General features: G+C 42.9%; 20 protein-coding genes. 9 read left to right on the top strand and 11 right to left on the bottom strand.

Annotated elements, in window-relative coordinates; translation table 11 throughout:
- Window positions 1–49 precede the first annotated feature (49 nt).
- A complete protein-coding gene (locus PY364_RS27975) occupies window positions 50–376 on the bottom strand; it encodes a YbjQ family protein (protein ID WP_275570971.1) in 327 nt (108 codons plus the stop codon).
- 122 nt (window positions 377–498) lie between these two features.
- Between PY364_RS27975 and PY364_RS27970 the strand changes: the two genes are divergently transcribed.
- The gene (locus tag PY364_RS27970; RefSeq protein ID WP_275570970.1) at window positions 499–1,599 is read left to right on the top strand and encodes a tetratricopeptide repeat protein; all 1,101 of its coding nucleotides are present in this window, start codon (window positions 499–501) and stop codon (window positions 1,597–1,599) included.
- Window positions 1,600–1,712: 113 nt separating this feature from the next.
- Here PY364_RS27970 and PY364_RS27965 read toward each other — a convergent pair whose 3' ends face one another.
- From PY364_RS27965 to PY364_RS27950, 4 genes are all read right to left on the bottom strand, one after another.
- Window positions 1,713–2,483, bottom strand: coding sequence for a hypothetical protein (locus PY364_RS27965; protein ID WP_275570969.1), 771 nt, complete (start codon window positions 2,481–2,483; stop codon window positions 1,713–1,715).
- Window positions 2,476–3,642 (bottom strand): ATP-binding protein, encoded by a 1,167-nt coding sequence (locus PY364_RS27960; protein WP_275570968.1) that lies wholly within the window; start codon window positions 3,640–3,642, stop codon window positions 2,476–2,478. The genes PY364_RS27965 and PY364_RS27960 overlap by 8 nt, the downstream gene beginning before the upstream one ends.
- A 302-nt stretch (window positions 3,643–3,944) precedes the next feature.
- The gene (locus PY364_RS27955) at window positions 3,945–5,873 is read right to left on the bottom strand and encodes an adenylate/guanylate cyclase domain-containing protein (protein ID WP_275570967.1); all 1,929 of its coding nucleotides are present in this window, start codon (window positions 5,871–5,873) and stop codon (window positions 3,945–3,947) included.
- A gap of 204 nt (window positions 5,874–6,077) precedes the next feature.
- Window positions 6,078–7,121, bottom strand: a complete 1,044-nt coding sequence (locus PY364_RS27950; protein WP_275570973.1) for a tetratricopeptide repeat protein — start codon at window positions 7,119–7,121, stop codon at window positions 6,078–6,080.
- 342 nt (window positions 7,122–7,463) lie between these two features.
- Between PY364_RS27950 and PY364_RS27945 the strand changes: the two genes are divergently transcribed.
- The gene (locus PY364_RS27945; protein WP_275570966.1) at window positions 7,464–9,317 is read left to right on the top strand and encodes an alpha/beta hydrolase; all 1,854 of its coding nucleotides are present in this window, start codon (window positions 7,464–7,466) and stop codon (window positions 9,315–9,317) included.
- Between the two features lie 81 nt (window positions 9,318–9,398).
- On the opposite strand, the gene PY364_RS27940 is transcribed toward PY364_RS27945, so the two are convergent.
- Both PY364_RS27940 and PY364_RS27935 read right to left on the bottom strand, forming a co-directional pair.
- The gene (locus tag PY364_RS27940) at window positions 9,399–9,686 is read right to left on the bottom strand and encodes a hypothetical protein (RefSeq protein ID WP_275570965.1); all 288 of its coding nucleotides are present in this window, start codon (window positions 9,684–9,686) and stop codon (window positions 9,399–9,401) included.
- Between the two features lie 355 nt (window positions 9,687–10,041).
- Complete coding sequence (locus PY364_RS27935; protein WP_275570964.1) at window positions 10,042–10,326, bottom strand: hypothetical protein; 285 nt, start codon at window positions 10,324–10,326, stop codon at window positions 10,042–10,044.
- Between the two features lie 280 nt (window positions 10,327–10,606).
- Here PY364_RS27935 and PY364_RS27930 point away from each other — a divergent pair, with 280 nt between their 5' ends.
- On the top strand, window positions 10,607–11,518 hold the full coding sequence (locus PY364_RS27930) for a LysR family transcriptional regulator (protein WP_275570963.1): 912 nt from the start codon (window positions 10,607–10,609) through the stop codon (window positions 11,516–11,518).
- Here the strand turns inward: PY364_RS27930 and ispD are convergent.
- Complete coding sequence (gene ispD, locus PY364_RS27925) at window positions 11,484–12,176, bottom strand: 2-C-methyl-D-erythritol 4-phosphate cytidylyltransferase (RefSeq protein ID WP_275570962.1); 693 nt, start codon at window positions 12,174–12,176, stop codon at window positions 11,484–11,486. The two genes, PY364_RS27930 and ispD, sit on opposite strands and share 35 nt — an antisense overlap.
- 94 nt (window positions 12,177–12,270) lie before the next feature.
- Between ispD and PY364_RS27920 the strand changes: the two genes are divergently transcribed.
- Both PY364_RS27920 and PY364_RS27915 read left to right on the top strand, forming a co-directional pair.
- Window positions 12,271–13,230 (top strand): glycosyltransferase family 9 protein, encoded by a 960-nt coding sequence (locus PY364_RS27920; protein ID WP_275570961.1) that lies wholly within the window; start codon window positions 12,271–12,273, stop codon window positions 13,228–13,230.
- A 139-nt stretch (window positions 13,231–13,369) separates the two neighbouring features.
- A complete protein-coding gene (locus tag PY364_RS27915; protein WP_275570960.1) occupies window positions 13,370–13,951 on the top strand; it encodes an HAD family hydrolase in 582 nt (193 codons plus the stop codon).
- Between the two features lie 266 nt (window positions 13,952–14,217).
- Here PY364_RS27915 and PY364_RS27910 read toward each other — a convergent pair whose 3' ends face one another.
- Window positions 14,218–14,883, bottom strand: coding sequence for a glycosyl hydrolase 108 family protein (locus PY364_RS27910; protein ID WP_275570959.1), 666 nt, complete (start codon window positions 14,881–14,883; stop codon window positions 14,218–14,220).
- 87 nt (window positions 14,884–14,970) lie between these two features.
- On the opposite strand from PY364_RS27910, the gene PY364_RS27905 reads away from it, so the two are divergent.
- From PY364_RS27905 to PY364_RS27895, 3 genes are all read left to right on the top strand, one after another.
- Window positions 14,971–17,154 carry a tetratricopeptide repeat protein gene (locus PY364_RS27905; protein WP_275570958.1) on the top strand — a complete coding sequence of 728 codons (2,184 nt, stop codon included), beginning with the start codon at window positions 14,971–14,973 and terminating at the stop codon, window positions 17,152–17,154.
- Between the two features lie 266 nt (window positions 17,155–17,420).
- Complete coding sequence (gene miaE, locus PY364_RS27900; protein WP_275570957.1) at window positions 17,421–18,020, top strand: tRNA isopentenyl-2-thiomethyl-A-37 hydroxylase MiaE; 600 nt, start codon at window positions 17,421–17,423, stop codon at window positions 18,018–18,020.
- 13 nt (window positions 18,021–18,033) lie between these two features.
- Complete coding sequence (locus PY364_RS27895) at window positions 18,034–18,516, top strand: GNAT family N-acetyltransferase (protein WP_275570956.1); 483 nt, start codon at window positions 18,034–18,036, stop codon at window positions 18,514–18,516.
- 121 nt (window positions 18,517–18,637) lie between these two features.
- On the opposite strand, the gene PY364_RS27890 is transcribed toward PY364_RS27895, so the two are convergent.
- On the bottom strand, window positions 18,638–20,029 hold the full coding sequence (locus PY364_RS27890; RefSeq protein ID WP_275570955.1) for a malic enzyme-like NAD(P)-binding protein: 1,392 nt from the start codon (window positions 20,027–20,029) through the stop codon (window positions 18,638–18,640).
- A 141-nt stretch (window positions 20,030–20,170) separates the two neighbouring features.
- Here PY364_RS27890 and PY364_RS27885 point away from each other — a divergent pair, with 141 nt between their 5' ends.
- Window positions 20,171–20,605: an SRPBCC domain-containing protein gene (locus PY364_RS27885; protein ID WP_275570954.1), complete on the top strand. Its 435-nt coding sequence runs from the start codon at window positions 20,171–20,173 to the stop codon at window positions 20,603–20,605.
- A 36-nt stretch (window positions 20,606–20,641) separates the two neighbouring features.
- Here PY364_RS27885 and PY364_RS27880 read toward each other — a convergent pair whose 3' ends face one another.
- On the bottom strand, window positions 20,642–21,529 hold the full coding sequence (locus PY364_RS27880) for a hypothetical protein (RefSeq protein ID WP_275570953.1): 888 nt from the start codon (window positions 21,527–21,529) through the stop codon (window positions 20,642–20,644).
- Window positions 21,530–21,548: the final 19 nt, after the last annotated feature.

Below are 21,548 nucleotides of genomic sequence, written 5' to 3'. Positions count from 1 at the left end.
CGGTAAAGATACCGCCCAGAGGGCGGCGTTACAGATAGTAGCTTATTACCTACCGCAACTTAACAGCAGTGCCAACAGCAGTAATCAACAACAAAGCACCGGAACTATCTACATTAATTGTGCCCGTGTCAATTTCAACACCAATCACAGCATTAGCTCCCATCCGCTTAGCGCGTTGTTCTAACTCAGCAAGCGCATCTTGTTGCCCTTTCCTAAATACTTCCTCATAACTGCCAGTACGGCCGCCAATAATATCGCGAATTCCTGCAAAGAAGTCCCGCAGGGCGTTAGTTCCGTAGACTACCTCAGCGGTGACAACCCCCAAATAGGTATGAACCTCTTCACCTTGAATGACATCAGTTGTTGTTACAATCATCGTTTGTTATCCTCAAACACAAAAATCTTGAGTTGATGGAACTCTGTAGAGAAACTACATCTTGCAACTCAAAGATTCCCGATGGGCACTCACACACTAATTCCAGAAACCCTTAGAACAACATGGCCGTGTACAAACAAACTCTATTGGCAGTCAGTACCTTGTTGGCGCTAGTTTTCGCCGCAGCAACGCCACAGGTTGTCCTTTCTGCCGAAATATTGGCTCAAACCAATTCTGAAACTAATCAAAATCTTAACGAACTCCTCCGCAAAGGGCGCGAATTGGTTGACTCTGGACAAATCGCTCAAGCGATCGCACTTTATCAGCAAGCGGCCCGCTTAGATGCCAAAAACCCCCGCATTTTCTCCGGTATTGGCTACTTAGAAGCTCGCCAGGGTAACTTCCAAGCCGCAGCGGAATTTTATCAACAAGCGATCGCCCTTGACCCCAATAACGCTGATTTTCAGTATGCTTTGGGCTTTTCTCTGGCTAATTTAGAAAATTATCCGGCCGCCGCGATCGCTTACCGTCGCGCCACCCAACTTGATGCTAAAAACATCAACGCTTATCTTGGCCTTGGCGTGGCCTTATTCCAACAGCAAGACTACAATGGAGCTTTTCGAGCTTACCAACAGGCGATCGCTCTTGACTCCAAAAACTGGCAAGCCTATTCTTCATTGGGTATGGTACTACTTCAGCAGAGGCGCTACCCCAACGCGGTGCAGGTACTCCAGCAAGCCGCTCAACTTGCTCCCAAACAAGCAGGAGTTCAGCTTAAACTGGGGACAGCATTGCTCCGCAACGGTAACATCCCTGAAGGCATAGCAGCTTTTCAAGAAGCGGCTAAACTAGAACCTCGGAATGCTGATGTGCAGTTTGAGGTGGGAACTCTGTTAAAGGCTCAGAATGACATTGAAGGCGCACTAACGGCTTATCAGCGAGCAGTAGTGGCAAAACCCCGTTTAATCGAAGCACACGCAGCTATTGGAGAAATTCAACTGGAAAAAGAAGATTATTTTTCAGCGATTCTTACCTTTCGGCGCGTGATTAATTTAGACCCCAAGAATGCCAGTGCTTACTATAATTTGGGCATTGGGCTCTTAGCGCAGCAACGGAAATCTGAGGCGATTACAGCTTTTGAACAAGCTCGCGAGCTTTATCAGCAACAAGGGAAAAGTGAGGAAGTAGAAAAAACTGAGGAAATATTGCAAGAGCTAAAGTAGGCTAATTGCTAATTGCTAATGTAACCCGCATTCTGCTAAGAGTGTGGAATGTGGGATATTGGTGTAGATGGTGATATCCAAGACAAAGACGATCGGCGATCGCGCTTAGTCTTTTACTCAGATAAAAAAATTGGAGTCAATCGTTCCTCGATTTCAAGAATATAGGCTGCTAACCCCGTATAAACACCTCTTTCTCGTAGATGTTCCAGAGGGGTTTCTTGCCAACACTGCTGTTCGCGTTCCATCTTGCCCCCTGTTACCATTTCAACGACGACTTTAGAATTTCTAACTCTCTCTGGTTCTTCCCCTGAATTAGATCGTAATCTGTGTGACTCTTTACAAGGGTCAAAGCTCAATTTAGTTGTTATATCTCTTAAAATTTGTTCTTCCTCTTGATTAGATGAAATAAACCCATTCAAAACCCAAGCTTCCCGCTTAGGCTTGGCTGTACCAATTACAATTTCTAATTGAGGCTGTCCCTTGATGTGTTCTGAACGCGCTTGCTCAATACCTGTTCTTCGCTCCGGTTGATTGTCTAAATCGCGAATAAAAATAACCGCTTTAATCTGCCTTGTTTTTTGAAGAAATCTTACTAAATTCAGAATTTTTATGCTAGCTGCACCATCAGCTTTTAGTGGCTCACCTTGACTATGGCCTCTAAATCTGGGGACATGAAACCCCGATCTTTTAGCAGAATCAATAATCGCCCTAATATCTCTCCAACAGGAATGTTCTGTATTTTCTTCTAAACCACTCCAACGAAATAAATATTGAAGTTGTTCAGGCTCTAACCAATCTACTTTATCCACTAAAACGCGCTCAGCTAATTTAGTAGCGGTTCGTGCATCCGCGCTACTTTCTACAATTACCACAAACTCAATCATTTATTTCTCCTTCAACCACCCAATCTTCCCCCTCTGCATCCCAAAACTCGCCAGTGGTTAAAGTTTGTTTTGCCCATTCTACATCAGGATGTTCATCCAATCGTTTAGAACGAGTAAAACCTGATTTCGTGTTACTTAATACATGAACTTGAGAAGGAGTTAGTTCATCCACAATATACGGAGAATGGGTAGAAAAAATAATTTGTAGATTAGGATTCGCTTGAATAATCTCCTTAAAAACAGTCATCAAATCTCGTTGGGCTTTGGGATGAAGCCCCTGTTCAATATCATCTAATAACACTAAATTTGGTTGTTTAGGATTCATCAGCACAGTTAATAATCCGAGAGTGAGCATAGTTCCTTCACTAATAGCATGAGATGGAATTCGCTCACCTGTATTCATATCTAGGACAACTTCTTGCCCGATCATCTCTTGACTTTCTTCGTAGAAGATGGATTTTCCATCAACTTCAATCGATCGTTGACGATTAACTGGAACCTTGGCTCGTCTTACCCCTATCTTTTTTACCCCTGGTACAATCCTTTGCAACATTTCTTGTAAGGCTTGGAATTTATCGGGAGCCTCTGCACGAATATAGTCCAAGGTAGGTGCTAACAATGAGCTATCAAAATCTAATCGGGGCTCAATTGCATCGCTATAAGCGGCTTTCGTTAAATCGCTAGCTACTAGCTTAAGATGAACTGCGTATCTTAAGGATTCGGTTATTGGAGAGGCAGCATCCCTTAATGATTTTAACCTTGGTGGCCGCCCCATTATAATAATATCTTTAATATCTTGACTGGAATCTTTAATATCTCGATGGGACTTCCCTAATACTGTCGGCGACCAATCCTTAAGGGTTTTGATCCATTTATAGGAAGCTTCCCAATTTTCCCGATTGTAATCCCCCCAGAAACCACTTCCGATAACGGACATATTATCTTGCCCAATGGTTGTAAGAAATTCAGGTGATCTTTCATTTTGAAAAACATTTGTAAAATCTGAATTGGTAAGCATACTAAGATAATGTATTGCTTGCAAAACTGATGTTTTTCCAGAACTATTTTGTCCGACGAGTGCGTGGAGGCGAGAACTATCTAAATTAAGTTCCGTAGATTTATGACTTTTGAAGTTAACAAGCTTTACCTTTTCTAACATTTGATTGCTAACATCCTTCTATAAAGTTAGATTGCCGATATTGTACAATATTTTAACAAAATGTAACTACTATCAGTATCTCTTTTCTCTCTCACAAAAATTAGACGCTCTAAATCATAGCACAATTTCTAGTTTCCTTACCATCTATTACTACAATTTCCATTATAGGAGTTGCCAAGACTATTAGATATAAACTTTCTCTATCTCAATGGCCCGCTCAATCCAAGAGCAAAAGCCTACAGTTAAGATGTCTTAATAAATTAGCAATTAGCAATTAGCAATTAGCAATTAGCAATTAGCAATTAGCCATAATCCTTATTTTTCCCAATCACCCGATAAACATCCACAGTTTGATGCTTACCCTTCAAAGCTAAAGGCCCCCAGTGTTCCACTAAAAACTCCCCTCGAATATGAGTTAAAGTTTGGTGAGCAATTAAAACCCGACAGGTATCGCATTGGCGATCTTTTTCGCAGCTTTCTAACCGAGAAGCAATATTAACACTGTCCCCCAAAAGCCCATATTCCGATCGCTCTTTTCCTCCCAAACTACCAGCAACTATCGGCCCAGTGAAAATCCCAACTCGCATTTCAATCACTGGTAACTTTCGCTGTTGCCAATCTTGATTGAGTGCATTAAGGCGATCGCCCATAGTCAAACCGCAAGAAACGGCAGCCCTAGCATCCTCAGCGATCTCCTTCGGTGTCGTGCGAGGAATCGGCACACCAAAGGCTGCCATAATGCCATCGCCTGTAAACTTATTAATAATCCCGTGATGACTTTGTACTGCTTCTGTCAAAGCACCCAAATATTCATTCAGCCATTCCATCAACTTTTCTGGCGGCATTTGTTCCGAAATCGTACTGAAATCCTTAATATCAGTAAATAACATAGTCGCTACCAGCTTTTGCCCCGGCAATTTACCATCTTCAATCAGGCGATCGCGACTTTTCCACAACACCGCCGCCACCTCTGGCGAAGTATTCTGCCCCAACAACCGCATCACAGTTTTTTGCTGCTGCTGTACCTGATGCGCTCGATAAGCTACCACAGTCGCACTTGTACAAATAAAAGCCAAAGCTGGAGTCGCTACGGGAACCCATTTATAGTCAATGAATAGCGCCAAACCCATAGCGCAGAGGATACCTAGCAGTGTTGGACACCCTAGAGCAAAGGCTAGCGGATGGCGGCTACACCATGCCAAAGTGCTCCCAATCAATGCCCAAGAGCCAATCCACAGCATCTCTGCCCATTCTGGCCAAAACCCGAACAAAGGGCGATCGCCCCCTACTGCATCCAGAATTTGGCTGACCATTTGAGCGTGAACCAGCACCCCCGGCATTTTCGGGGTTGTGAGCTTAGCCGGACTATAGGGTGTTAAAAATAAATCTCTGCTACTAGGGGCTGTAGTGCCAATTAGTACAATTTTGCCTTTCACCAATTTTGGATCGACCTGCCCATACAATAACTGTGAGATGTTGATTTGCCGAGCTCCAGAGTCGTCAGAGCGGTATTTAAGCAGAATTTGATACCCCCTCTCATCAATATTTTCATACCCTCCAGAATTAGCCTTTAAAGGCAGAAAATTTGCTTTCCCCCAATGGATTAGATCCTTATTCTCGCGGTCGTTTTGGGGTGTAATTTTCCGAGCAGACAGATAACTCATCGCCAGCCGCAAGGAAAATGAGAAGAAGGCTCCTTCTTCTGTGGTGGCAAACATTAAATTACGGCGTACAGTGCCGTCGGGGTCAAGTACGATGTCGTTAATGCCGATCCGTTCTGGGGGTACTCCAGGGGGGGCTGGAATTTCCGAAGATGGATCGTCACCAAGATTTTTAATCGCGATGATTTTCGGGGACTTAAGGATGGCTGTGAGTCTTTTGTTTCCAGGTTCGTAGGGGATCTCTCGGTACAAATCCATACCAATAACTTCCGGTTGAAACTGAGATAATTTTTCCAACACTCGCGCGATGACTTCATCGGAAAGGGGCAGTCTATTGAAAACTTTTTTATCATCCTCTGTGATGGTGATTACTAGCAGGCGCGGGTCAGGCTCTAGGTTAGGGCCAAGCCGCACCATTGAGTCGAAAACCATCAATTCTAAGGTTTGCAAGCCTCCGATCTGACGCACTCCGAATACAAAACCTGTCACGGCTACAGTTGCGATCGCCACTGCATATAGCCCTGTTAAGTCTGGCCATTTTTTAATCAACCGGGGAAACTTTATTTTCACGATCGCCCTGGATATGAAACAAAACCCGACTGACCCTCACAATCAGTCTAGGTTTCTCGTTACGGCGCAGCGCAAGCCTGCAATTATTGACACTCCTATTCCAATCTCGGCAAAGCCACAGGATTTTCAGGGTATTTTTGATAAAAATGAACCCTCCCCAATTTTAATTATTAATTATTAATTTTTAATTTCCCTTTCTATTCGTCATTGCCCAGATTTTTGCCCTGTTAATCGTTTAATGCTCTCTAAAGCCGTGCTCTCCCCTACTTTGTCCCCCGTATCTTGGGCGATTTGCAAGGCTCGCTGATAGGATTCTAGAGCTTTCGGGGACTGATCGAGGCTTTCGTAAATGGCACCCATGTTATTGAGCAAGCGTCCGACGCTGGTGTTGTCGCCAATTGCTTCTAGCATCACTATAGCCTGTTGGAAATAGATCAGAGCTTGAGAATCTTTACCGAGTTTGCGATAGGTTAGCCCCATGTTGTTCAAAAGCCTTCCGACACCAGCGCGATCGCCAATTTCCCGGCGAATTGCTAAAGCTTGGTTGTAAAATTCTAAGGCTCTGGAATATTGACCCATGTTGTAGTAGATTCCGCCCATGTTATTGAGGGTGCGCCCTAAGTCGCGGCGATCGCCTACTTCGGTGCGAATTATCCGCGCTTGCTGGTAAAAATCTATGGCTTTGGCGTATTGAGCTTGGTCGCCGTAAACTGCTGCTATATTGTGGAGAGATTCTCCCTCTCCTGCGCGATCGCCTTCAGCTTTGGCTATTTGCAAAGCTTGTTGATGTAGTTGCATTGCTACGGAAAGTTTATCCCCAGCGCGGTTAACCACGCCGATCAGATTCAGAGTATTACCAGTGTTACGGCGATTACCCACTTCCCGGTTAACAGTCAAAGCTTGCTGCAAAACTTCCATTGCTTTGTCATATTCCCCCATGTCAGTGTAAACTTCCCCAATACTATTGAGGGTTTCTCCCACACCTTTCTTGTCGCCTAGTTGTTGGCGGATTGCCAAAACTTGTTGATAGGTTTCGACAGCATTTTGAAATTCACCCTTGCGGTATTGCTCAGCACCCTTTTGAAAAAGTTGGTCTGCTTCTGTTTTGCGGTTTGTGGCGGCGACGGGGCCAAAATCCCTTACAATTGGCGCAAATGCGAGAGCTTTTGATATTCCCAATACAGTCAGTATAGGTGATAGGGAAATCGCAATAGCTGCGAGATAACGGAAATGGTGACGGCAATACACCAAGTGAATCCTCCTTTAGCAAGATGTAAATTTTACGATTAAGCCTTGTGCCAATTTCTACATCTTTCGACTGAGAACAACCGGGAATAGTAGTGTCAGTCTCGATCGTAAACACACCCTAGCAAACTCAGACTAAAACTTGTCAGCAATTAAAAATTTAAAATTTAAAATGTGTGTTGCTTAAGCTTTTCTGAGTATTTTGTCAATATGAGGTAGAAGTCAGCTTAAATGTGCGACAGCAAAACAATGGATTAGCTAGGCATTTCAGAGAATATGTAGTAGGCACTATAGTATATAGTGTTTTTGGGTAATTTTTGCTTAAATCATGAGTTAATCAAAGATATGGACGAGAAAACTTGGAACAACGATCGCAACTGGTTGGAGTCTATTATCCGCAATTATGCTCCCTTTTCTGACGGGTGGACAAAGGCACGCATCATACAGCTAGCTTATCCCAATCCTCCCGGCACTGCAAGTCCAACTACTGAGGAAATCGTCGCTACATTGCGATCGCTGTGCGATTTAAAGCAGTATGCCATGTTTGCCGAAAAGGTGAATGAAGATTATGTAATTAACACTCTCAACCGTTGGCATAATCGCCAATTTACTCAAGCTTTCAGCCGCAATTTCGAGGTTTACGCCGATAGCAAGCATCCAAATGTATTCTTAGTCAGCAGCACTGCTAGCACTTCTTTAAATGTAGACCGAGAACTCCCACCAGAGCGTTTTAGACCTCTATTTAATGTTGATGAATTAGCTCAAATCGTATTGTCTTCTGGATGCGATCGCTTAACCATGCGAATTCACGGCTATGCTACTCCTGGCTCTATTTTCTATAATAATTTTATTAATGAAGCTGATTCATTAACTCTCCAAGATCCAATTAATAATGTCGCTACTTTAGAAAAAAATAATTTTTATATTGGCTATCACTGGCCGAGTGAAAAACCGTTCGTTAGTCCCGGACTTTGGGCTGACTATCGCTATAATTGGGGGATTATCATCAAGTTTTTAGTAGTTCTTGGTGGTTTAACTATTGTTTCCGGTTCTCTGTTATATATTTCTCTAAAACTATTAGGAATACCGCTACTTTTATCCTTGGGTTCTTTACCAGAATTGGCTGGCATTTGGCAATGGCTAAAGTTGCGCGAGACGGCAGAATTAGCAGTACAATGGCATTGGATTATTTTGACCGTATTTATGCTCTCGCTGTTAGTGGTGCAGATGATGCGAATAATTGTCTACCAGCGCGATCGCTATCGTGCTATTCACTACGGATCTCCAGATTTTTCTGAATTTTTTTGGCGGCTAGATCGAGCATTAGCAGAGGAAAATCAAGCAGTCCAAGCTAAATTTTCTCATGACTCTGGTAATCTGGAAAACGATCGGAATAAAAGAGTTCAAATACCCAAAACTAATCCGAGAATTGCTGTCAATTTAATGGGACATAGTTTAGGTGCTTTGGTAGTAGTTAATTCCCTACGAATTTTGTCCGATAGATTTGGCAAAGATGACATAGATGTAGATGACAATCGGGAGATGGGAGATTATTTAACATTAGATAAGTTGATTATGTCTGCGCCGGATATCCCTTTGGAGTTTCTGCGGGAGGGACGGAATAATTATGTGCGATCTGCTATTCTTCGTTGTCAGAAAATTTATTTATTTTCTAGCGATCGCGATATTGTTCTCCGCTATCTTTCTACTCTAGCTAACTGGTGGGTTGAACCAAGTTTGGAAATGTCTGGTTTGCGGTTGGGAAATATTTATCTAAAAGAAGTAAATGAAGGGTTGAAAACAGTAAATAAATCGGAAGATCCGACTAAAAGTTATGTACCTTACATTCGGATTATGGTTCGTTCTCAACTAGCAGCTAACCCCACTTCTGCTTATGAGTTATTTGAAAAATTCAACTATATTGACTGTTCAGAAATGATGGGAGTTAATAGCGTAAAATTGCCTTTAAATAAGTTTACAGCTATACCGATCGATTTGATTAATAGCGTTGCTTTCCTATTTGGTAAAATTGACGCTCATGGGGGATATTTTAGGACTGATAGTCCCAGTTTTGCAGCAATCAAATTTTTGCTAAAAAATCATAACATTTCTGAGGAAGATATGCAAGCTGGAATTAATAGTTTGATTGACAATTCTATCCGCTTTTGGCCGAGTCAGCCATTACTTTGTAAAAAGTGATTGGTAATTGGTAATTAGTAATTGTAACGCCGCCATCTTGGCGGTAAAGTCACCGCCAAGATGGCGGCGTTACGGAAGCGTTTAACGAACTACTGTTAACCGATCCGTAAATTGGTTTGTTATTGGTTTACGTTCATCAGTCAAAACTTCCAAGATTAATGGTACTTTAGTTAAAACAGAAATTACAGCAAAATTGTTACTTGAGGGGAGTGAAACTTTGTCTCCAGTTCTCAAGATAATATCCTGTTTATCCACAGTTATCCAAGCCGTTCCTGACAATACTTGCACATCTCGGTATGCTTTAGGTAGCCTGAATACCTGATTATTTTCAAGTTTAATAACGGTGAATTGGGAATTGCGTTCAAACATAGCCGTAAACTCCCTTAATCTATTTGAGTTGTAGTAAAAATTGACGCGATCGTTTAGCAGAAATATAGGAATCTAAAGTAATGCTAATTACACCACTTAAGCATTTTGTATGTTGTTGTACTGTCTGCGCTGAAGCCCAACAACATACCTATATCTCTACTTTCATCCATGAATGTGAATCTGCAAAGGTACAGATTTTTTAATTTTGACTAGAACAGTTACACGCTGTGAAAACTGTTCTAGTCAAATTTTATCAATCTGTACTAGCAAGCATCGTTTTTATTAATGCTAGCTACAGATGATTGCTTAGAAATATCGCTGCTACCAATTGCAAAATAAGCGCGATTGCCCTAAACTATTTGTAGTATCGTTTCTCAATCCAAACCCGCATTTCCTCTTCAGTTGCCACAGATGTAGAGCGACCTGTAGCTGGATCGTAAGCGTGCCATAAGGTATTGCCATACCGATCGGATGTTTGCCAAATTCTGAACTCATCGCGGCGGATCATGGCTGCAACTAAAGGCTCAAAAATGCGCTTTAGCAGCGATAATAAAGGTTGGTGTTTGGTTTGAGACTCTTTCCCAGGAATTGAGGTAAGTTTTAGTGTTTCTGGGTCTAGCCACTTCTGAGATGTTTGCATAGCAGCACTCCTCAACTGTGAGACTGTATTAGTTGTTTTCTCTGTTAAAATCACTTTAACAAGTTATAAATATATATTCAAAGCATGGCTTGAATAGCTTATATGAATAAAATAGATAGATAGATTTTCCAATCCCCAGTCCTCCCTCGATCGCAATCTAGTAGGACTTACGTAAAACTATTTGTAACGCCGCCCTCTGGGCGGTAAATGAACCGCCCAGAGGGCGGCGTTACGTAAGTAATGCGTAAGTCATAATCTAGGCAAAACTGACACAAAGTAGATGAAAGAAATTAATACGCGCAAAATGAAAATCTCGCAGTTACACGCCTTGGTTGCGGTGGCCGACTGCTGCAATTTTAGTGATGCTGCTTTGTCTCTAGAATTGTCACAGTCAGCAGTCAGTCATGCGATCGCGAGTTTAGAAGAAGAATTAGGCGTGCCCCTATTCCACCGAGGCCGTCACGGTGCTCATTTAACTCCCGTAGGAGAAAGAATTCTCGCTCACGGTCGCGAAATTCTGCAATCCTTAGAGATGATGGTCAAAGAAGCTTCCCTAGAAAGAGGTTTGCAGGGGGGATTAGTGCGAATTGCGTCTTTTCGTAGCGTGGCGACTCACGTACTCCCCGGAGTGATTGCCAATTTTCGCCGCCGCTTCCCCAAAATTGCGGTTAGCATTACGGAAATTCCCCATACCCAGGGTGTGGAACAAGCTTTGCGATCGCGCCGCGCAGATATTGGTATCGTTACTATTCCCACTTGCGATGAATTTGAAACCAGGGAAATTTTGCGCGATGAATATATTGTATTGCTACCGCCGAATGCCAAATTAAAAGGTAATAAATTTACCTGGGAAGATTTAGCTAGTTTCCCATTAATTTTAGAACCACCGGACTTTAGCTGTTCTTGGCCAATTCGCAATTACTTAACTGCTGCGGATTTCCCTGTAGATGTCGCTTACGAACTTAGCGAAGACTCAACAATTCTCAGCATGGTTGTCCAAGGTTTGGGTGTAGCAATTCTCCCACGTTTGGCCGCTGAACCGATACCGGAAGGGGTACAGGTGTACAGTTTGCCAGTTCCGCTGGAAAGGGTAATTGCGGTGGCTGTTTTAAAAGATGCGCTGTTAGTACCGGCGGTGTTTGCGTTTTTGGATGCGCTTAAGGGTTCGCCTGTGCTCGTTGGCGTAGGATGAATTCTGCGATCGCTAAATCCATTGGCGTTGTCACCTTCAAATTTGTCTCCTCTCCCTGAACAATTTGTACCGGCAAACCGCACTTTTCAAATAAAGCTGCGTCGTCTGTGACTTCCCATCCCTGTTGGCGGCCTTTAGCGTGACAATCTTTTAATAATTTGACCTCAAATCCTTGGGGTGTTTGGGCCGCCCAAAGTTGACTGCGATCGGGGGTATCTTTAACTAAGCCAGTTTCATCAGTAATTTTAATTGTGTCCTTAACTGGGACAGCCGCAATTAAACCCGGAAACTTAAACAACGCCTCAGCGCAGCAATTAAACAAATCTGGCGTGGCCAGACACCTTGCGCCGTCGTGAATCAAAACTCGTTCTGCTGTGGCTGGAAGCGCCTGCAAACCGTTGTAAACTGACTCTTGGCGAGTGATACCCCCCTGAATTAGCAGAACTGGTTTAGTCACAGGGGAATTGGCCAGGATTTCTTGAAAATCGGGAAAATCTGCTGGCTGGCCCATTATGCCAATCCAGGTAATATGTTCCGAGGCTTCAGCGACTTCCAGAGTCCAAGCCAGTAAGGATTTGCCCAATAATGATAGCAGCAACTTATTGCGATCGCTGCCCATCCGCCGGCCACTGCCTGCGGCGGGAATTAATAAATGCACGGTTACTCCTTGATGTGCCTATGTTAGCTATGATGCTGATTTGATAAGTATTTCTTCCTTTAGAATAATCGGTTGGTAAGCTCAAGTGACTAATATGCGAATTGTTGCCCTTGTTCCTGGTGGAATTGGCGATCAAATTTTGTTTTTTCCTACCCTGGATGGCTTAAAACAACTTTATCCGAATACTCAGGTTGACGCGATCGTGGAACCAAGGGCCAAAGGTGCCTACCGTGTCTGCAAGTCTGTCAAAGAAGTTATCCCATTTGATTTTAAAGACAGCAATGCTTTAGCTGACTGGGGAAACTTGCTGGGTATTATCCGCGATCGCGAATACGAAGCTGCGATCTCCCTGGGACAGCGTTGGAGTGTAGGACTCCTGCTGTGGTTGACTGGTATTAACAAGCGAGTTGGCTATGCTGGCGGCGGTTCTATCTTCCTGACAGACGCGATACCGCTGAAAACTGAGCAGTATGCTGCGGAAATGTATCACGATTTACTCCAAGGCTTTGATATTAATACGCCCTGTCCGCCGCTGGCAATTAATGTCCCTAAGCAAGACATACAGTGGGCCGAGGCGGAACAGCAACGGTTAGGGATTAAAGATAGCGGTTACGTTTTGATTCACGGCGGTTCTAGTCAGTTGGCTTTGTCTAAGGGGATTGATAAAATTTACCCTGTGGACAAATGGCAGCAGATTATTCAAGATTTACAACAGCGACAGCCAAATTTGCCTGTGGTGGTGGTTAAGGGGCCGGAGGATGCAGCTTTTGTAGATAAATTAGTGGAGTCTTGTCCGAAGGTTTTGGCGATCGCGCCTGATGATATTGGTAAGTTGGCCGCTGCGATCGCAGCGGCTAATTTGATGCTATGTACTGATAGTGCACCGATGCACTTATCTGTAGCAGTTCAGACTTATACGATCGCACTTTTTGGCCCCACTGACCCAGCTAAGTTGTTGCCAAAAAGCGATCGTTTTATTGGCATTAAATCACCTACGGGTAAAATGGCTGACATTTCACCTCAAGACGTTCTCAAAAAAGTTTGGGGAGGTTAACGGTTAACGGTTAACTGTTAACGGTTAACTGTTAACTGTTAACAAAGGTACGTAGTTGCACTTGGGCGCATCTTAAAGAGCGCTGAAGCGCAACTACGTACCTAATATCTAATTTTGTTTATAACAATAATAACTAATTATGAAAAAAGCCGTTTTTCTTGACCGCGATGGAGTCTTAAATATTGAAGCTGGATATATTCATCGCATTGAAGATTTAAACTTAATTCCGGGAGTAGCTAAAGCAGTACGTCGATTAAATGACAGGGGAATATTTTGCTGTCTAGTTTCTAACCAGTCTGGCCCAGCCAGAGATTATTATCCAGTTAGTCACGTTGAAGCACTCCATCAACGTCTCTGTAATTTATTAGAAGTAGAAGCAGGCGCAAAATTAGATGCTCTTTATTATTGTCCTTATTTGAGTCAACCTGAAGGCGGAATCAACCCAGAATTTACTCGCTATACTACTTGGCGAAAACCGAATACTGGGATGTTGGTAGCAGCGGCCTGGGAACAGGATTTAGACTTGCAAAATAGTTTTATGGTGGGGGATAAAGCCACTGATGTTGATATGGCTCATAATGCTGGTTGTCAAGGGATTTTGGTACAAACTGGGTATGGTGAAAGTGTGCTCAGTGGGGAATATCAGCATCATACTAAACCGGATTTTATTGCAGCGGATTTAACGGTAGCAGTTGAGTGGATTTTGAGGAATTTTAATTAGTTGATAAGTAGTCGGACATATAGCAGAAGGCAGAAGGCAGAAGGCATGAGGAAAATGCAATAAGTAGTTGGACAAAAATAAATAATGTCATTGCGAGCCCAGCGAAGCAATCCCAAAACCCTGCGATTGCTTCACTTCACTTCGTTCCGTTCGCAATGACATGGCTGCGTTTATTTATGTCCGACTACTTAATAGAAAGGGTTTGGGCGATCGAGAATGTCCTAACGTCGTGGCGGTTGCTATATAAACGCAACCCAACACAAGCTTTAATTCTTAATCTTCTCCACATACCCCCACAGACTGTAATCTCGACTCAGCCATCCCCGAAAAAATGCCATTTGACTCGGATCTTCTTGAACCCGTTTATAACGGTAAATAATTCGCTCATTGATGACCTGAAAAGCAGTATTCTTGTTATTAGCAGATGCCAAGGCTTTCATAGTGCGATCGTCAAAAATGCCACTCTGCGGAAGTCCCAAAGCTTGTTGAAGAAATGTAACAGAGTTAGATATCCCGAAATTTACCGCAGTATCGAACATAACGATCGCTAATGCAGGGTGCATACTCCCGGCGCGGCTATTATTCCAGTAACTCTGATAAATTTCTAAGAGTTCAGATTCTGAAATCCTGGCTACGTCTAGAGGTGGGAGTCCCCGACTGTAGCGGTAAGCGTCGTACTCCGTTTGCAAAATGCCTCTGTAAGTCCTTCCGCCTTTATCCGCCGGATGGTTGCTGAAGCCGCCCTCGAAATATAAAGTAAAGTAGAGAGCAGCATCAAAGATCCGCCGCTGATATTGCCCTGCCTGCTGTTGTGCTAGACTATTGGTAGCGAAGGGCAGGGGCAGTGCTAAGGTGAGTAAAAATATACCCAGGAGCAAATTGGGTTTGAGGTTGAGCTTCGGTTTCTGCTGTATCAGTTGCTTGCCAGTCATAAATTCATCAGTAGGTTGTCGCCTCAAAAACTGTTAGGGTGCAAAATACCATAGACTTTAATATTGATAGCACAAACAGGCTGCCCGATGAATTCCAATCCTATTAACCCGTCTCAGGAAACCAAACCAGAGGATGCTCAAGCGCTGACTCAAGCTGCGGAAGTATATTATGCTCAGGGGAAGTTAACAGAAGCGATCGCATTTTGCCGCCGAGCTCTGGAGGCGAAGCCGGATTGGGCACCCGCCTATGTGACAATGGGAAATGTCCAGCAGGCTCAAGGTCAAATTGATGAGGCGATTCGCTTCTACTCGGAGGCTCTGGCGTTCAATCCCGACTATGCTGAAGCTTACGCTAATTTGGGCAGTATGCTTTACAAGCAAGGACGTTTTGTCGAGGCGATCGTCAACTACGAAAAAGCGATCGCACTCAAACCGGATTTAGCCGCCGCATACTGGAATCTCGGTAATGCTTTGAAGCAGCAAGGGAAGTCAGAGGAAGCTAAATCTTATCAGCAAAAAGCTATTAAAATTAATCCTCAACTTGGCGGCATAGAATTTTACTTAGATCGAGGCGATGAACTAGCAAATCAAGGCAAACTTGACGAAGCTATCGCTACTTGGAAACGCGCAATTACGATTAAACCAGACTCGGTAGATGCTTACTGTCAAATAGGGATAGTTCTCCGATACCAAGGCAAGTTAAAGGAGGCAGTTCCGTATCTCCAAAAAGCCTTAGAAATCAAACCAGATTTTACCATCGCTCATCAGCATTTGTGCGGCATTCTCCGAGATGCTACCAATTTAGAAGCAGCCCGTCAAGCTGTTAGCAAATATAGTGAAATGTGCGGCGAAATTGACAAAATAATGACCGCCATTTACTATATTAGCACTTATCAGGTATCGGGATTAAATCAAATTGCTAAGGATAGATTTTTAGAGCTAGAGTCTTATCTATATCAAGTCAAGAACTTTAGCAATGTTGAAATTAAAGCTCTCTACGCTAATCTTTTATTTAGTACCCCTTACTTGCGAGATGATTTAGAGGCTAATTCTAATTTCTATCGTTTAATTTCTAAACAATATATCGAGCAAGTTGTCAAGCCAAATTACCCTAAAATTTCCCAGTCCAGTTTTCAGCAGAGAAGCAATGAAAGTAAGTTGAAAATAGGCTTCATCTCAAATCACTTCAATCGCCATTCCGTCGGCTGGTGCAGTGCTGACATCATTCGCGAGTTGTGTAAGCTCACGCCTAATGTTTATTTGTACGCAACAGAAAGGCTTGATGCTGACGATCATACCCAAAACTTTGTTGATAGTGTAGCTAAATTAAGTTATCCTAAAACGTTTCCTAATGGACTTGCCAATGCTGGAGAAATTATCAATGAAATTCAGCAAGACCAATTGGATATACTGGTAGATTTAGATTCTCTAAGCGTTCCCATTCACTGCGATATTTTATATCGAAAACCCGCCCCAGTTTGCATTTCTTGGTTAGGTTTTGACGCTCCCTATATATCTAGTACAAATTACTTTCTTTGCGATTGGCACACTCACCCAGACGGGAGAGAAAAATATTACCAAGAACAACTAATTAGAATGCCAGATTCCTTTGCAGCCGTTGGAGGTTTTAAAAGGTTAGTTGCAGATACAATTGATTTAAGAAAGTCGCATCGAATTGGATTAGAACAAGTAGTTTATCTATGCGTTTCTCCCGGTAGAAAATTCAACCGCGAGTTAGTGAAAGCACAGGTTGCTATTCTGAAACAAGTGCCAAATAGTGTTTTACTTCATAAAGCCATAGGCGATATCGAAGTATTTCAGTCAGCGTATCACCAAGCTTGCGAAGCTGAGGGAATTGGGAAACACCGAATCAAATTTTTGCCACGAGTTCCTACGGAGGAAGAACACAGGCTAATATATTTACTAGCAGATGTTTTTCTGGATTCTTATCCTTACAATGGCGGGACTCATACGTTAGAAGCATTATGGTTTAATTTGCCTGTGGTGACGCGGGTAGGCGAGCAATTTTTATCGAGGATGGGCTATTCATTTATGCAGGCTTTGAAGATGGAAACAGGTATTTCTTGGAGTTGGGAAGAGTACACAGAATGGGGTGTAAAATTGGGTAATAATCTGGATTTAAGAAACGCAGTTAAAGAACAGTTGAGGGAGTCCAAGAAACCGCAAACTTTAGCACCATTATGGAATCCCAAAAAGTTTGCTAAAGATATGTATGGGGTGTTTGTAGAATTGTTAGCGAAAGCTAAGTAGAAACAGAGGCGTAGAGTGGGCGCTCGCCGCCAAAAAATTGTAACTTATAGTTATAGATAGTTATCGTAGCCCCCACGTATAGCTAGGGGCTAGGGGCTAGGGGCTACGATGCTCAGGGCTAGGGAAGAGGGAAGAGGTTACTCTGTAAAGGATTCAAGACTAAAGGTAACAGTTGTACTTGCCCTAATCGCCCTGGCGGTTGCTATAACAGTTAACAGTTAACAGTTAACAGTTAACAGTTAACAGTTAACAATTAACAATTACCAATGTTAAATTCAATACTACCAACTATCAAATTTCTGAAGCAACCAACTTCTAAAGAGTGGGTCGAACAAGCGATCGCGAACTTAGATATAATTCTACTAGACCATTCCCACTGCGAACGCAAAGCAGCGGGTGTAGCGTTAAATTTAATGTTTCGCTACCCTTCCCACACAAAATTAGTGCGGATGCTAACTGCGATCGCGCGCGAAGAATTAGAGCATTTCGAGCAGGTAAATCAATGGTTAGAGCGTCGCGGGATTCCCTTGGCCCCGTTGTCAGCACCTCCCTATGCTGCTGGTTTAACAGCTAAAATTCGTAGGGAGGAACCAGAGAGGTTATTGGATTCTTTGCTGGTTTCTGGTTTAATAGAAGCACGGAGCCATGAAAGGCTCGGATTGCTAGCAAATTGCTGTCAGGATGCAGAATTAGCAAAATTTTATCGGGGTTTGATGGCTTCAGAGGCGCGTCACTACGGTGTATATTGGGTGTTAGCAACTACTTATTTTGATAGCGAAATTGTGACGGCTAGGGTTGAGATTTTAGCATCTATTGAGAGCGATTTGCTGGCAAATTTGTACTCGGAACCAAGAATTCACAGCTAGAGGTAAGAAACAAGTGGAGATTGAATATAAAGACTTTTTAATTCGTACCTGGGAACAACGAGATCGGGCTTCAGCTTTTCACTTAATTAAGGATATTTTAGCAGAATACGGTTTGACTTGCGAACCCTATGGCGCAGATCGAGATGTCTATGAGGTAGAAATATTTTATCATGTAGTGGGTGGAGAATTCTGGGTAGTTGAAAAGCAGGATCGATTAGTGGGGACGGCTGCTTATTATCCGATTAAAAGAGGGAATAATGCTGTAGAAATTCGCAAAATGTATCTTTTACCAGAGGTGAGAGGGCAAGGTTTGGGGAGATTTTTACTGGGAAAGTTGGAGAGTGCGATCGCAGAGCGTGGTTTTAAAGAAATTTGGATTGAAACGGCTAGTGTTTTGAAGGAAGCTGTTAAATTGTATGAAAGTAATGGGTATCTGCCTAGTACGGGCGTGGAGACGAAAAGGTGCGATCGCGTTTATGTGAAAAGGGATTTTTGATCGCAAATACAGGTAGATTAAGACGGATGATTGGAAATTGATTACCCACGTAACGCCGCCCTCTGGGCGGTAAAGGAACCGCCCGGAGGGCGGCGTTACGATCTTTATGATGTAAGTCTAATTAACTACGAGCAATGCCTTCATTACGGGCCGCTAATTGCACGGCACCGGCAACAGCATTCACTACTCGCTTGTCAAATACAGAGGGAATAATGTGTTCTTTGTCAAGGTCAGAAGGCAGGACTAAAGATGCGATCGCCTGAGCAGCTTCTAAATACATCGTGGTAGTAATAGTAGAAGCGCGACAGTCTAAAGCGCCGCGAAATACACCGGGAAATGCCAAAACATTGTTAATTTGATTGGGGTAATCGCTGCGTCCAGTTGCCATTACTGCTACGTCATTAACTACAAGTTCTGGCTGGATTTCTGGAATAGGATTTGCCATCGCAAACACGATCCGATCTTTTGCCATTGAACGTACCATTTCTGGGGTAAGAACTCCAGGGGCACTCACGCCTAAAAACACATCAGTACCGATGATTGCGCCTGCTAAAGAACCAGATTTTTCAACAGCAAATTCTAGTTTCTCTGCGTTTAAATCAGTGCGGTTTTTGGAGAGGATGCCTTTGGAATCACACATAACAATAGTTTTCGCTCCCGCTTTTCGTAGCAGACGCGCGATCGCAACTCCGGCGGCACCGGCACCGTTAATTACAATCCGAATTTGATCCATTGATTTATTGACGATTTTTAAGGCATTGATTAATGCTGCTAAACTCACAATAGCAGTGCCGTGTTGGTCGTCGTGAAATACGGGAATATCTAAAGTTTCCCGCAGTTTAGCCTCGATTTCAAAACAGCGAGGTGCGGCAATATCTTCGAGGTTAACGCCGCCAAAAACTGGAGCAATATTCTGGACTGTGCGGATAATTTCGTCGGTATCTTGGGTGGCCAAACAAATAGGAAATGCGTCAATCCCAGCAAATTCTTTAAATAGCATAGCTTTGCCTTCCATGACTGGCATGGCGGCGGCGGGGCCGAGGTTGCCTAACCCTAAAACGGCGCTACCGTCAGTGACGATCGCAACGGTATTTTGTTTAATGGTAAGGTTGTAAACTTGTTCGGGATCTTGCGCGATCGCATTACAAATCCGGCCCACCCCAGGCGTGTAAGCCATCGCTAGATCCGATTGGGATTTGAGAGGGATTTTGCTTTCAATAGTGATTTTGCCGCCGCGATGAAGGTTGAAGGTGCGATCGTAGATGTTGAGCACTTTAATTTCTGGCAGTGCTTTGACGGCATCAATAATTTCCTCATTGTGCTCTGTACTGGAGGCATCAACGTTGATTTCGCGGATGGAAGTGTTGCGGTTTTGCTCAATTAAGTCGATTTGACCCAAATTACCGCCTACAGATGCGATCGCCTGCGTCACGCCAGCCAACATCCCGGCGCGGTTGGGAAGTTCAATCCGAATCGTTAAACTAAAGCTGGGGTTGGGTGTTAGTACTACCATAATGCCTGAATTGGGGATTTTTGATTTCAAATTTTAGATTTTAGATTGAATTGCCAATTTCAAATCTAAAATTAACCTTAGCCTAGAGTAATGAAATACTTGAGATTGTAACCAGTCGCACAAAACAGTGCAGAGGCAGCTATGCCAAGTCTCCATACAGAAATTGAAATTTATGCTTCCAGGCAAAAGGTTTGGCGGGTGCTGTTTGACAAGAAAAATTGGAACAAATGGAACAGTTTTTTATTTGACCGCGATCCCTCTATGCCATTTAAGCATGGCCAAGAGGTAATGTTGTCGCTATTGCGGAATTATGCGGAGGAAGAGACAGAATTTCAACCTTTGGTGACATTGGTGCAGCCAGATGTCACTTTGGGATGGGTGTCTGTAATTCCTGGCTTTCGCAGTGAAAATATGTTTGAGTTAGAAGAGATTGGTATTGGTAGGACGAGATATATTCACCGGGAAAATTTTTCGGGGTTATTAACTCGTGTATTTTTGCCTTTTATTCGAGAGGATGAACAGCGAGGAATGGAACGGATGGCGAGGGAGTTAAAACGGTATGTCGAGCAAGTTTAAGGTGGGAATAATTTAATACCAATTATCCAGATTGATTCAGAAAATAATCTCAATGCGATCTTGAACAGCTATCTGGAGAGTATCTTTAAATTTCCTGCATGGCTGATGAAAAGCTGCAATATCTTTCTTGATAGATGCAATAATATTTGTCACTATCTCCTCTTGCCTGGGAACTTCAATCATCAAGGCATAGTGATTATCTTTCAAGCTAGTATATCCTTCCATTTCAATCGGAAATTTTTGGGGAAATTCTGGCAATAATTTCAGTGCATAACCTTGCCATTCAGGTAATGTTTGACCGTAAATATTAATATCTTTTGCCCATTGACTTTGAGATAACTTGTCTAGGCTAGAGGTTTCTTTTACTTCTAGTAACAACAAACTATAATTAGGAATAAAAAGTGTCACTCGCTCTACTAAAGGAAGAAAATAATTAGTTTTACCATAAACATCAAGTATTTTGCCTTCGGTGTCGCTATAGTGGCTAATCCAACCACAAAAACGATCGTTGGCATTTCGGTTAATGATTCGCATCCAGATGTCAAAAACATCGACTTTTGAGCAGTATGGATCGCCGCGAAATTGATAATTTAGTAAGTTCTTTAGTTCGGGATTTGAGGGGGAATTGTGACTGCAAATAAGATCGATAAGATGGCGCAGATCGTTATTTATTAGTACCATTAAATTATGTATGTTACTAATGCAAAAGTGGGAACCTGACCACGCAGCGCCATGATAAAAATCTCTTTGCCAGATTTCAAGAACATCTACGAATTTATCTAAGGTCAAATTGAGGCGATTAATCAAGGTATAGATCCCGAAAATCTGTCGCAGAATCTCATCATTCACAGGACTGTTTTCAATGATGTACTCTTCCAAATTTTGGATAATAAATGCTAGGAATTTTGTAAATAATTTAAACATAAGTTAAATATTTTTTCTG

It is taken from the genome of Kamptonema sp. UHCC 0994 (assembly GCF_029167235.1).
Classification (GTDB): Bacteria; Cyanobacteriota; Cyanobacteriia; order Cyanobacteriales; family Microcoleaceae; genus Kamptonema.
Note: the sequence above shows the minus strand (reverse complement) of the source record. Positions and strands in the feature narration are given on the sequence as shown.